We start from the raw sequence: 11,793 nt of genomic DNA on the forward strand, positions 1-11,793 counted from the left end.
GAACTACGTCGGCGCCAGCATGTGCCTAGCCGCCGACTCGGCCTGGGTGGGCTCGGGCTGGAACGACCGCATCTCGTCGGTGAAGGTGCCGGCCGGCTTCAAGGTGCAGCTGTTCGCCGACATCAACTACGGCGGCAAGTCGATCACGCTGACGGCGGACAACGCCAACCTGGTGCCCTCGGGCTTCAACGACACCGCGTCGTCGATGCGCATCACCGCGCCGCCCGCGGCGGCCAAGGTGACGCTGGCCTCGGTGCAGTTCGCGCAGTCCATGCTTTACGGCAGCAGCGACAGCCAGCTGGTGCTGGTCGCCAACAAGCCCGCGCTGCTGAAGGTCAACGTGACGGCGCCCGCGGGCACCGTCGCGCCGACGGGCACGGTGCGGGTGGACAACACGGTCGACGGCACCGGCCGCGACCTGGTGCTGGCCGCGCCGCGCCGCGGCCTGCCGACGACGGTGTCGGAGACGCAGTCCTTCGACGACGCCTACAGCGTGAGCATCCCGGCCGAGCTGGTGAAGAGCGGCCTGAAGGTGACGGTCAACGTCGCAGGCGCCGCGTCGCAGAGCTTCACGCCGCGCGTGGGCGGCGGCACGCCGATGCGTTTCATCCCGATCCCGGTGCGCATCGCCGGCACGACCGGCCAGTTGCCGACGGACCAGACCGCGCATCTGCGCGCGCTGTTCCCGGTGTCGACGGTGACGCTGCAGTCGCACCCGGCCTTCGTGTCGAGCAAGGTGACGACGCTGCCGACCAGCGACGCGCAATGGAGCGACGCTTTCGGCAAGATCCTGGGTGAGCTGGCCGACCTGCATCGTATCGAAGGCGCCGCGCGTCACGACTACTACTTCGGCTTCATCCCGAAGCGCACCTGGGGCCTGGCGGGTCTGGGCTACGTGCCGGGCAACTCGGCGGTCGGCTTCGACATGCCGAGCAATCCGGACACGGTGCGCGACGTGGTGGCGCATGAACTGGGCCACAACTTCTCGCTGCCGCACGCGGCCTGCGGCGGCGCGGGCTCGCCGGATCCGAAGTACCCGTACCCGGACGCCAACCTGGGCAAGCCCGGCCGCTACATCTGGAGCTACCTGTCGGACACCGGCTCGTTCTACGACCCGCGCCCGACGGACCGTCACGACATCATGAGCTACTGCGGCGGCACGGTGTTCTCGGACTACAACTACCGCATCATGCAGACCTTCCTGACGCCGGCCGACACGGTCAAGGCGCAGGCGGCGGAGTCCAAGGCGGTGGCGCAGGACGTGCTGCTGGTCAGCGGCAGCATCAACGGCCGCCAGGTCGAGATCAACCCGGTCAAGGCGCTGTTCGCCAAGCCGGATCCGGCCTCCGGCCCGTACGTGCTGCGCGTGCAGACGACGGGCGGCCAGATCCAGGACGTGGCCTTCACGGCGCAGGCGCTGGACCATGACGGCGACAACCAGCACTTCAGCGTGCTGGTGCCCAAGGTGGACAACATCGCCGGCATCAGCGTGCTGAAGGACGGCGTGACCCTGGCGCAGGCCCAGGCGCGGGTGAGCAACGCCCGTGCGAAGGTGCAGGCGGCCGGCGGCGTCCGCGCGCAGGTGCAGGTGAAGGAAGCGTCCGGCAAAGCGACGCTGCGCTGGGATGCGGATTCGGCGCCGTTCCTGAGCGTGACCTGGACGGACGGCACCCGCCGCCTGAACCTGGCGCAGGACCTGCAGGGCGGCGAGGCGACGCTGGACACGCACGAGCTGCCGGCCGGCGGCCGCTTCGAGTTCATCGTGTCGGACGGCCTGAACGCGCAGCGGGTCGAGTCGGCACGTTGAGACGATTGAGCGCGCGAGAGCGTGCTGCCAGTCAGACGGGGGATCGGGTCCGAGGGCTCGATCCCCCGTTGCTATTGGGACCTGTGGGACGTGTGGGACGTGTGGGACGTGTGGTCGGCGTCCCGTCGAGCGACGGCGATCCGTTCAGGTTCCGACAAGCCGCTGCCGCTCGCCGGTGAGCGCGGCGCGCTCCAGCGCCGCGATCAGTCGGCTGTTGTGAAGCGCATGAGCGAAGCCGGGCGTGTCGTGACGACCCGTCGCCAGATCCCGCGCCAGACTGGCGTACACCTCGCCGACGTTGATGGCGGCGCCGTTCCAGAACGCTGCGGCGGTCGACCCGACACCTGTCGCGACCGGGGCTTGCGGAGGCTCGACGCCCACGCTCGACGTCAGCGTCAGATCGCCGACCTGCACGCCGGCGGTATGGCTGCCCTTCAGCGTCAGAGACCCGGCGGAACCGCGGACCTCGAGGACGAACTGCGCGTCCTCAGGCGGGACGCCGGCCAGCACCTGGACCGACACGGAAGCACCGAGCGCCGTCCTGGCGATGATGTCGACGTGGTCGGGGATCTCCCGCACGGAGGATCGTCCCGCGTCGATCAGCTCGATCGTCGGCCAGAGCAGTTCGGTCCGCGCGTCGACCTCGGTGATATCGCCCAGTACGGCTTCCACGACGTCCAGCACGTGGGCGGTCGTGATGGTCAGGAAGCTCGCGCCGGAGGCCGCCTTGTTGAAGTAGTCGTAGGCGGCGGGAGACTGCGGACCGAATCCGAAGGTGGTGGCCCGGACGTTGGCCGACATCAGCCGACCGAGGCGACCCGAGGCGATGAGTTCGACGGCGCGGCGCACCGACGGATTGAAGCGGCCCTGCAGTCCGATGGCGGTATGCAGCGATCCCGCGGCGGCGGCCATCTCTCCGGTCTCGGCCAGGGTCGCGCCGAGCGGCGCTTCGCAGTAGACCGCCTTGCCCGCGGCCAGCGCCGCCAGCACCAGCTCCCGGTGCGTCGGCACTTTCACGGCGACGGTGACGACGTCGATCGTCTCGTCGCGGATCAATGCGTAGGGATCCGCGTACCAGCGTTCCGCGCCGAAGGCTTGTGCCGCGGCCCTCGCGCTGTCCTCCCGTCGGGTCGCCACCGCCGCGAGTGCCAACCCGGGCTGATCCCGCAGCGCGGGGACGTGCGACGCGCCGGCCCAACTGGCCTGGGTGTCTGCGCCGATGATGCCCACGCGAAATTTCCTGATCGACATGTCCTGACTCCAATGATGACGAGAAGGGACGGATGCTAGAAATCGCATTGATCAACCGGAAGACCGTCCCCGACACATCACTGTCAATCACAGATTTACACTTGGGGCATGAATCCTGCGCTGCTGCCTTCGCTGGCCTGGTTCGCCCGTGTCGCCCGACAGGGCAGCTTCACGCGCGCGGCGGACGAACTGGGCGTGACCCGCGCCGCGGTATCGCAGAACCTCAAGGCGCTGGAACGGCAGTTGGGCGTCCGGCTGCTGCATCGCACGACGCGCGACATGTCGCTCACCGAGGCCGGTCAGCAGCTGCTGGACACGCTGGTGCCGGCGCTGGAGAAGATCGAGCGGGCCGTCCAGCGCCTCGACGACGTCGACGGCGCGCCGTCCGGTCTGCTCCGGATCAACACCTCGCGGCTGGCGGCCCGGGCCTTGCTGGCGCCGCATCTGGCCGAGTTCCAGCAGCGCTATCCGGGCGTCAAGGTGGAGCTGGTCATGGCGGACTCGCTGTCCAACATCATTGCGGACGGGTGCGACGTCGGCATCCGTCTGGGGCACAGCCTGGCGGAGCACGTGGTGGCGGTGCCGATCACGCCGCCGTTGTCGATGGCGGTCGTCGCCGCGCCGACGTATCTGGACCGTCGCGGGACGCCGAAGACGGTCGAGGACCTGATCGGGCACGACTGCATCAACTACCGGTACGCGGGCAGCGGCGCGTTGCGCGAGTGGGATTTCAACGAGCCGGGCAGCGCCGGCCGGCACTTCACGCAGGCGGTCGCCGGCAGTTTCACGAGCAATGACGACGAGAGCATGGTGACCGCGGCGGTCCAGGGGCTCGGTCTGATCCAGATCGTGGACATCGGGGTGCGGCCGCAGCTGGCCGACGGCAGCCTGGTCCGAGTGTTGCGCGAGTGGACGCATGACCTCGCTGCGTTCTATCTGTATTCGCCTTCGCGCGAGCATCGGCCGGCCAAGGTGCAGGCGCTGCACGACTTCCTGATCGAGAAGCGGGCAGGGATCGCGCCGGTCTAGAGCAAGTGCTGGCCCAGTCTGCATCGGGGAGGCGACTTCCCGCAGAATGCGCCGCATGAGTGTCAACATCGATGTCGAGACCCGCGGATTCGCTTTGATCGAGTCCGTGGTCGATCCCGAGGCTTTGGTTGCGCTGGCGCCGGTGATGCTGCGCGAGGGCGCCGTCGGCGGCTCCCGCTGCCTGCTGGCTCGACCGGAGATCGCCGCATTGGCGGCGGCGCTGCGGGCGCATCACGTCCTGCAGTCGCTGATTCCCGCGGACCACGTCGTGGTGCAGTGCACCTATTTCGAGAAGTCCGGCGAGCGCAACTGGCTGGTCGCCCTCCATCAGGACCTGAGCATCCCGGTCGCTCGACGCGTGAGCGCGCCCGAGCTGCGAGGCTGGTCCGAGAAGGAGGGCACGGTGTTCGTGCAGCCCCCGCGAGAGGTGCTGGAGCAACTGATCGCCGTTCGACTGCATGTCGACGCCTGCGGCGCGGATGACGGGCCACTGCGCGTGGTGCCGGGATCGCATCGGCTGGGTGTCCTCACGCCGGAAGCGGGCGCGGCAGTCCGCGCCGAGCGCGGTGAGGCCATCTGCACGGCGGAGGTGGGCGATGCGCTGGTCATGCGCCCACTCGCGCTGCACGCTTCGTCGAAGTCCGTTGGCAGCAGCAGGCGGCGCGTCCTTCACTTCGTGTTCGGACCGCCGCAATTGCCGTTGGGGCTGACGTGGAGCGTGGCTGAAGACTTGTCGCATGCTGCGGCATGACCCGGCACGATGGCTGTCCATGGAAGGATCCTCCCTGCTGGGAAGCCTGGCGCTGTCGCCGATGGGCATCGTCGGCAGCCTGCTCGGCATGGGCGCGCTGTTCCTGATGGCGGCGTATCTGGCGCCGCAGCCTCCGGCCAGGGCGTAGACGCCTACCGGTCGAAACGCGTGACCGGCGCCGCCAGTCGCGGCGCTTGCCAGACATACCGTGGATCCAGGACGTTGCGATCCCGTCGGGCGCCCTGCCAATCCAGTGCCATCAGCTCGGCCAGCGTCCAGCCGGCCCAGTCCGCCCGGAAGGGGCGGCCGGCGACTTCGGGATCGAACGGCGCCCCGGCGCGCCACAGCAGCGCCGGGATGCGGTATCCGGCCGGCGTGCCGGGACTGTGGCCGGCGTGGCTGATGTCGTGGCCGACCTCCTGGCCATGGTCCGAGAGGAACATCCAGGCGGCATCGCCGCCCTGCGGCGTATGCCTGCGCGTCAGCCGCAGCGACTCCGCCACCACGGTGTCGTGATAGCCGATCGCGCGGTCGTAGGCGCGTCGTGAGGCCCGCAGCCACGCGGGGCGTCCTTCCTCCACCATCTCCGCGTCGACCGGGTCCGCTGCGACGGCGATCCCCGGCGCATCCGTCGGTGCGCGCAGCCGGTAGTGCGGATGCGCGCCCAGCAGGTGCACGACGACCAGCTTGCGCGGCGCCGGATCTGTCAGCGCCTCCTCCAGGCAGTCGAGCAGTTCCCCGTCCAGGCTCGCACCGGAGCGCCCCGGCTCGCGGTTGATCATCTCCAGCGAGTCGGCGAGACGAGCGTGCTGCTGCTCGATGGCGGTGTCGTCGTGGTTGCTCATCCACCAGACGCGGTAGCCCGCGGCGCGCGCCAGCGCCAGCACGTGATGCGTCCGGTCGACCGGATCGTCCGCGTCGCGCATGCCGAAGCTGAAAAGACCGCTGAGCGAGGCCACCGTGCCGGGCTCGACCGACCAGGCGTGGCGCAGGGTGAGCATCCGATCGCCTTCGTCCTGCCGCAGCGCGAGGAGCTGCGGCGTGGTCGGCCGCGCGTAGCCGTAGAGGCTCATGTTGTCGCGGTTGACGCTGTCGGTGAGCACCAGCACGACGGTGGACGGCCCGGCTCCGGTGAAGCGGACGCCGGCCGCGCGGGCATTCGACAGCAGGGCGTCCCGTTGCTGCTGCTGATCCGACCAGCTGCGCTGGAGCGTCGACGCGGATGCCGCCCAGGCGGGCCAGTACACCAGCGGATGGTGGCGGCGCCAGGGCTTGATCGCGAGGCTGGCGACGCAGAGCAGCACCAGCAGCGCCATGCCCCACCGCTCCGGGCGGCGCAACGGCGCCTCGTGGCGGTTGCAGATCGCCAGTGAGCCCAGGACGCCGGCGATCACCGCCGCCAGCATCGCGCCCAGTCCGGCGAGCCAGGCGCCTTGCGATGCGGCGAACTCGACGGCTTCGCGCGACGTCGTGTTGGCGATGGCGGACAGGACCAGCGCACTGTCGGGCAGCGCGCGATAGCGGGACTGGAGGAAGGCCCGGATGGCGCCGTCGAGCAGGAACAGGACCAGCGTTGCACCGACCACCGCGAAGCGCAAACGCCGCCATCGCACCGTGGTGACGGGCAGCCGCAGCCACAGCAGAGCGGGCAGGACCAGCACCGCGACCTGCGCGATGCGGCGTCCTTCATGGGCGAGCACGAAGGACAGGAGCAGCAGCCCGCACAGGCACCCGGCCGCGACGGGCCGGATCCAGCGCGGGTCTTGGGAAGGGACGAGCATGTCGACGCGATCGCCGCCGGGCGATGAACGCCGGCGATTCCTCAGGAGAGGGCGCGATCCTATCCACGGGTGCTTCCGGTCGGGCTTGCGACGGCGCTCCGTCCGACCTGGGGGTCGCTTCAGTCGGGCTTCAGGCGAAGGCGATAACCCAGATCGTCCGCCTCACGCGAAGCGCCGCCGGTACTCGACGAGCGTGAGCCCCAGCCGCCGGCCGAAGGCGCGCCGGAAGCCGTCCACATTCGCATAACCGACCGCGTCGGCCAGGCGCTTGGCCGGCAGGTCCGAGTCCTCCGCCATCCGGCGCGCCGCGTCGATGCGGGCGTTCTCGACGAACTCCGCCGGCGTGGTGCCGGTCTCCTCGCGGAACACGCGCGCGAAGCTGCGTTCGCTCATGCCCGCGTGTTTCGCGAGCGCGGGGACGGACAGGTCCGCGCGCAGGTTCGCGAGCACGTAGTCCTGGATCGCGCTGACGTCGGAGCGCTCGGCCGTCTGCGCGGCCAGGTGGGCGCTGAACTGGCTCTGCCCGCCGGGCCGCTTCAGGAACATCACCAGCTGCCGCGCCACGCGCAGCGCGAGCTCGCGCCCGTGGTCGTCCTCGACCATCGCCAGCGCCAGGTCCATGCCGGCGGTCACGCCAGCGGAGGTGAAGAGCCTGCCGTCCTTCACGTAGATCGCATCGGGCTCGACGCAGGCGTCGGGATGGTCCGCGGCGAGCCGCTCGGTCGAGTTCCAGTGCGTCGCCACCCGCTTGCCGTCCAGCAGCCCGGCCGACGCCAGTGCGAACGCGCCGGTGCAGACCGAGCCGTATCGACGCGCCGTGCGCGCCTGCCGTTGCAGCCACTGCCGCAGGTCAGCGTCGACGGCCATGTCGTCGCGCCGCGGGCTGCCGGCGACGAGCAGCGTGTCGATGCGACCGCGATGCGTCGCCACCGTCGCGTCGACCGCCATGCGCAGTCCGCTGCTGCTGCGCAGCAGACCCGCGTCCGTGCTGATCACGCTCACCTGATACGCCTTGGCGTCACCGAGCTGATGGGACGCCTCCGCGAAGACGTCGGCGGGCCCGGCCACGTCGAGCAGCTGGAAACGGGGGAAGGCGAGGATGGCGATGCGCATGGCGGTGAATGCCCGGTGATTGGCAGGAAACGCGGTGCCGTCGACCGGCACGCTCCGGAGAGCTTGGCAGAAAATATCCATACGCGCAAATTCAGCCAAGCAACTTCAGCCAAGGACGCCGACATGCACGCCTCACCTCCCATGCCACAGACGATGCCTCCGACAGTGCCCATGACGACGGGTCTCCCGGCTTCCTCCGCGCAAGCCGGCGCTTCGATCCGCCATCTGCCGGTGAACCTCTTCGCCTCGGTGATGGGCTTGTCCGGGCTGGCGCTGGCCTGGCGGCTTGCACACCGGAGCCTCGCCGCACCCGCCTTCATCGGCGAGGCGGTGGGCGCGCTCGCGGTGCTCGTCTTCGTGCTGATGGCCGCGGGCTACCTGGCCAAGCTGGCGAGGCATCCGGACGTCGTGCTGGCCGAGTTCCGGCATCCGGTGGGTGGCAACTTCTTCGGCACGATCGCGATCTCGCTGCTGTTGCTGTCCGCGCTGATCGAGCCCTACAGCGCGTCGACGGCGCATGCGCTGTGGACGCTCGGCGCGGTGGGCGCGTTCGTGCTGGCGTTCATTGCCGTGTCGCGCCTGCTGAAGGGGCAACTGGACGCCTCGCTCGTGATGCCCGCGTGGCTGCTCTCCGGCGTGGCGACGCTCGACATCGCGGTCACCGGCCGGGACATGCCGATGGCCTGGGCGCCGGAGATGAACCTGATCGCCGGCGCGCTCGGCGCCATGCTGGCGCCGGTGCTGTTCGTGATGATCGTGAGCCGCCTGGTGCACCGCGAGCCGCTTGCGCCGGCGGTGACGCCCTCGCTGATGATGCTGGTCGCGCCTTTCGAGGTGGGCTTCCTCGCGTACAGCAACCTGGTCGGCGGCGTCGACCGCTTCGCGGCGGTGCTCTTCTACTTCGGGCTGTTCCTGTTCCTGGTGATCGCGCCCAAGGTGTTCCGGCCCAGCATCGCGTTCTCGCCGGCGTGGTGGGGGATCAGCTTCCCGATGGCAGCCTTGGCGAGCGCCGCGTTGAAGTACGCAGACCATGCCGGCGGCATGGGGCTCCAGTTGCTGGCGATCGTGCTGCTGGGCGCGTTGAGCGTGGCACTCGCCGTGCTCTTCGTGCGGACGGTGCGGATCGTGGTGAACGGGCAGTTGTTCAGGTGACCGTGGCCATCACGGCCTCCACCGCGTCCAGCACCGCCTCCGGCGTCGCCGGCGCGCGCAGCGGGGGATCGCAGCGCTCGGGTCCGCAGGCCGCGACCGCGTCCTTGATCGCGAGCAGCACCGAGAACGGCAGCAGCAGCGGCGGCTCGCCGACCGCCTTCGAGCGGTGGATGCTGTCCGCCGCGTTCGGCGCGTCGTAGAGCGCGACGCGGAAGTCCTGCGGCATGTCGTTGGCCGTCGGGATCTTGTAGGTGCTCGGCGCGTGCGTCAGCAGCAGGCCCGACTGCGGGTGCCACACCAGCTCCTCGCTGGTCAGCCAACCCTGGCCCTGCACGAACGCGCCTTCGACCTGGCCGATGTCCAGCGCCGGGTTCAGCGACCGGCCGACGTCGTGCAGCACGTCGACGCGCAGCACCCGCGTCTCGCCGGTCAGCGTGTCGATGAGCACCTCCGCCACCGCCGCGCCGAAGGCGTAGTAGTAGAACGGGTGGCCTTGCAGCTTCGCGCGGTCCCAGTGGAGGCCCGGTGTCGCGTAGAAGCCGTCGCTCCAGAGCTGGATGCGCTCCAGGTAGGCCTTGGCGACAAGCTCCTTGAAGCCGATCGCCTTCGGACTGTCGAGTCCTTCGCGATGCCCGTCGCCGTTGCCGTCGCTGCGTTCGTCGACGCGCACTTCGCCGCCGTCGAAGACAAGCGCTGCTTCATCGCAGCCGAGCAGGCGCGCTGCGAGCGGCTTCAGGCGCTGCTTGATCTTGCGCGCCGCGTCCTGCGCCGCCTTGCCATTGAGGTCCGAGCCGGTGGAGGCCGCCGTCGCCGAGGTGTTGGCGACCTTGCTGGTGTCGGTCGCGCTCGCGCGCACCTGCGACGCCGGCACGCCCAACTCGTGCGCCACCACCTGCGCGACCTTGGTGTTGAGCCCCTGGCCCATCTCCGTGCCGCCGTGGTTCACCAGCACCGAGCCGTCCGTGTAGACATGCACCAGCGCGCCCGCCTGGTTCAGGTGGACGACGTTGAACGAGATGCCGAACTTCACCGGCGTCAGCGCCAGCCCGCGCTTGAGCACCGGGTTGGCCGCGTTGAAGGCCGCGATCTCCGCGCGTCGCGCGTGGTAGCCGGAGCTCTCGACCAACTGGTCCGTGAGCGGGCGGATCTGGTTGTCCTCGACGCGCTGCCCGTAGGGCGTGACGTCCTGGCCGTCGCGATAGAAGTTGCGCTGCCGCACCGTCAGCGGATCGAGCCCCAGGCGCCGCGCGACGCCGTCGAGAATCATCTCGATCGCCAGCGCGCCCTGCGGGCCGCCGAAACCGCGGAAGGCCGTGTTGCTCTGCGTGTTCGTCTTCGCGGCGTAGCCGTGCATGGACACGTTCGGCAGCCAGTAGGCGTTGTCGAAGTGGCAGAGCGCGCGCGCCATCACCGGGCCCGACAGGTCGGCGCTGTGGCCGCAGTTGGAGATCAGGTCGATCTCGGCGGCCAGGAGGCGGCCCTCGTCGTCGAAGCCGACGGACCAGCGGTAGTCGAAGCCGTGACGGCGGCCGGTGACGAGGAAATCGTCGTCGCGGTCGACGCGCAGCTTCACCGGCCGGCGCAGCTTGTGCGCCGCGATCGCCGCGACGCAGGCGAAAAGCGCCGACTGCGATTCCTTGCCGCCGAAGCCGCCGCCCATGCGCCGGCATTGCACCGTGACCTGGTGCGCCTGCCAGCCCATCGCATGCGAGACCAGCTGCTGCATCTCCGACGGATGCTGCGTCGAGCAGTGGATCAGCAGCGCCTGGTTCTCCTGCGGCAGCGCGTAGCTGATCTGGCCTTCCAGGTAGAACTGCTCCTGCCCGCCGACGGCCCATTCGCCGTCGAGGCGGTGCGGTGCGGCGGCGAGCGCGGCCTGCGCGTCGCCACGTGCCAGATGCATCGGCGGAATGACGTATTGCCCGATGGCATGGGCATCGCGCGCGGTCAGCACCGCCGGCAGCGGCGTGCTGACGATGGCCTGCTTCGCCATCGCGGCCGCCCGGCGAGCGAGCTCGCGGTCGGTCGCGATCACGGCGTAGACCGGTTGGCCGACGTAGCGCAGCTCGCCGTCGGCGAGGATGGGATCGTCGTGGAGCAGGGGGCCGCAGTTGTTCTCGGCAGGGATGTCGGCGGCGGTCAGCACCGCGACGACGCCCGGTTGCCGACGCAGCAACTCGACGTCGACCGACACGAGCGTGCCATGCGCGATGGGCGAGAGACCCAGCGCCGCATGCAGCGTGCCCTGCGCCTCGGCGATGTCGTCGATGTAGGTGGCCTCGCCGCTGACGTGCAGGTGCGCGGCCTCGTGGGCGCGGCTGACGCCGACCTGCGGTTGCAGCGCAGTGGGCGGTGCGTCGGTGGCGAAGCCGACCGGCAGTTCCGAGGGCTTGTTCATGCGACGCTCCGCTGCAGGTTGACGGCCTGCCAGACGCTGGTCGACCCGGCGGCGACCGGCGCATTGGCGCGGGTCTCCAGCCAGAAGCGGCGGATCAGGTTCGCGGCGGTGCGTTCGCGGTAGCTCGCGCTCGCGCGCAGGTCGGTCATGGGCTTGAAGTCATCGCGCAGCGCGGCGGCCGCGGCGATCGACGCCGCCTCGTCCCAGGCGCGGCCGGTCACGGCGGCCTCGGCCTTCGCCGCGCGCTTGACGATCGCGGCCATGCCGCCGAACTCGAAGCGGGCGTCGCGCACGACACCGTCCTCCAGTCGCAGGCTCAGCACCGCGCAGACGGCCGAGATGTCGCTGTCGAAGCGCTTGCTGAGCTTGTAGGCGCGCAGGTGCGTGAACGTGGGCGCCGGCACCTCGATCGCCTGCACGAACTCACCCGCTTCGAGCGCGTTCTTCATGTAGTCGAGATAGAAGTCCTCCAGCGCGACGCGCCGCTCGCGGACACCGCGACGCAACAACA

General features: G+C 70.1%; 9 protein-coding genes and 1 pseudogene. 5 read left to right on the forward strand and 5 right to left on the reverse strand.

Annotation, left to right across the window (positions count from 1 at the left end):
• Positions 1 to 1,807, forward strand: a 1,807-nt coding sequence (locus VF536_RS02915; protein ID WP_331613292.1) for a peptidase inhibitor family I36 protein, incomplete at its 5' end; no start/stop codon positions are given.
• Positions 1,808 to 1,951: 144 nt separating this feature from the next.
• Here VF536_RS02915 and VF536_RS02920 read toward each other — a convergent pair.
• On the reverse strand, positions 1,952 to 3,058 hold the full coding sequence (locus VF536_RS02920) for a Gfo/Idh/MocA family oxidoreductase (protein WP_331613293.1): 1,107 nt from the start codon (positions 3,056 to 3,058) through the stop codon (positions 1,952 to 1,954).
• A 108-nt stretch (positions 3,059 to 3,166) separates the two neighbouring features.
• On the opposite strand from VF536_RS02920, the gene VF536_RS02925 reads away from it, so the two are divergent.
• The 3 genes from VF536_RS02925 to VF536_RS02935 all read left to right on the forward strand — a co-directional run bounded on the left by VF536_RS02925 (position 3,167) and on the right by VF536_RS02935 (position 4,986).
• Positions 3,167 to 4,087, forward strand: a complete 921-nt coding sequence (locus VF536_RS02925; RefSeq protein ID WP_331613294.1) for a LysR family transcriptional regulator — start codon at positions 3,167 to 3,169, stop codon at positions 4,085 to 4,087.
• 106 nt (positions 4,088 to 4,193) lie between these two features.
• The gene (locus VF536_RS02930; RefSeq protein ID WP_331613295.1) at positions 4,194 to 4,838 is read left to right on the forward strand and encodes a phytanoyl-CoA dioxygenase family protein; all 645 of its coding nucleotides are present in this window, start codon (positions 4,194 to 4,196) and stop codon (positions 4,836 to 4,838) included.
• A gap of 19 nt (positions 4,839 to 4,857) precedes the next feature.
• The gene (locus tag VF536_RS02935) at positions 4,858 to 4,986 is read left to right on the forward strand and encodes a hypothetical protein (RefSeq protein ID WP_331613296.1); all 129 of its coding nucleotides are present in this window, start codon (positions 4,858 to 4,860) and stop codon (positions 4,984 to 4,986) included.
• A 4-nt stretch (positions 4,987 to 4,990) separates the two neighbouring features.
• Here the strand turns inward: VF536_RS02935 and VF536_RS02940 are convergent, their stop codons facing one another.
• On the reverse strand, positions 4,991 to 6,619 hold the full coding sequence (locus VF536_RS02940; RefSeq protein WP_331613297.1) for a phosphoethanolamine transferase: 1,629 nt from the start codon (positions 6,617 to 6,619) through the stop codon (positions 4,991 to 4,993).
• 162 nt (positions 6,620 to 6,781) lie between these two features.
• On the reverse strand, positions 6,782 to 7,732 hold the full coding sequence (locus VF536_RS02945) for a GlxA family transcriptional regulator (protein ID WP_331613298.1): 951 nt from the start codon (positions 7,730 to 7,732) through the stop codon (positions 6,782 to 6,784).
• Between the two features lie 171 nt (positions 7,733 to 7,903).
• Here VF536_RS02945 and VF536_RS02950 point away from each other — a divergent pair, with 171 nt between their 5' ends.
• Entirely contained in the window at positions 7,904 to 8,884 is a 981-nt protein-coding gene (locus VF536_RS02950) for an SLAC1 anion channel family protein (RefSeq protein WP_331613299.1), read from the forward strand.
• Here VF536_RS02950 and xdhB read toward each other — a convergent pair.
• Positions 8,877 to 11,282, reverse strand: coding sequence for a xanthine dehydrogenase molybdopterin binding subunit (gene xdhB / locus VF536_RS02955; RefSeq protein ID WP_331613300.1), 2,406 nt, complete (start codon positions 11,280 to 11,282; stop codon positions 8,877 to 8,879). The genes VF536_RS02950 and xdhB overlap by 8 nt on opposite strands.
• Positions 11,279 to 11,793, reverse strand: a pseudogene (locus VF536_RS02960) (xanthine dehydrogenase small subunit); the annotation flags it as partial. The gene xdhB and the pseudogene VF536_RS02960, both read right to left, overlap by 4 nt.

The organism is Roseateles sp. (assembly GCF_036486225.1).
Lineage (GTDB): Bacteria > Pseudomonadota > Gammaproteobacteria > Burkholderiales > Burkholderiaceae_C > Roseateles.

Coding starts and splice junctions, on each gene's coding strand:
- VF536_RS02940 (WP_331613297.1), bottom strand. CDS start 6,619: ATGCTCGTCCCTTCCCAAGACCCGCGCTGGATCCGGCCCGTCGCGGCC.
- VF536_RS02945 (WP_331613298.1), bottom strand. CDS start 7,732: ATGCGCATCGCCATCCTCGCCTTCCCCCGTTTCCAGCTGCTCGACGTG.
- VF536_RS02935 (WP_331613296.1), top strand. CDS start 4,858: ATGGAAGGATCCTCCCTGCTGGGAAGCCTGGCGCTGTCGCCGATGGGC.
- xdhB (WP_331613300.1), bottom strand. CDS start 11,282: ATGAACAAGCCCTCGGAACTGCCGGTCGGCTTCGCCACCGACGCACCG.
- VF536_RS02920 (WP_331613293.1), bottom strand. CDS start 3,058: ATGTCGATCAGGAAATTTCGCGTGGGCATCATCGGCGCAGACACCCAG.
- VF536_RS02925 (WP_331613294.1), top strand. CDS start 3,167: ATGAATCCTGCGCTGCTGCCTTCGCTGGCCTGGTTCGCCCGTGTCGCC.
- VF536_RS02950 (WP_331613299.1), top strand. CDS start 7,904: ATGACGACGGGTCTCCCGGCTTCCTCCGCGCAAGCCGGCGCTTCGATC.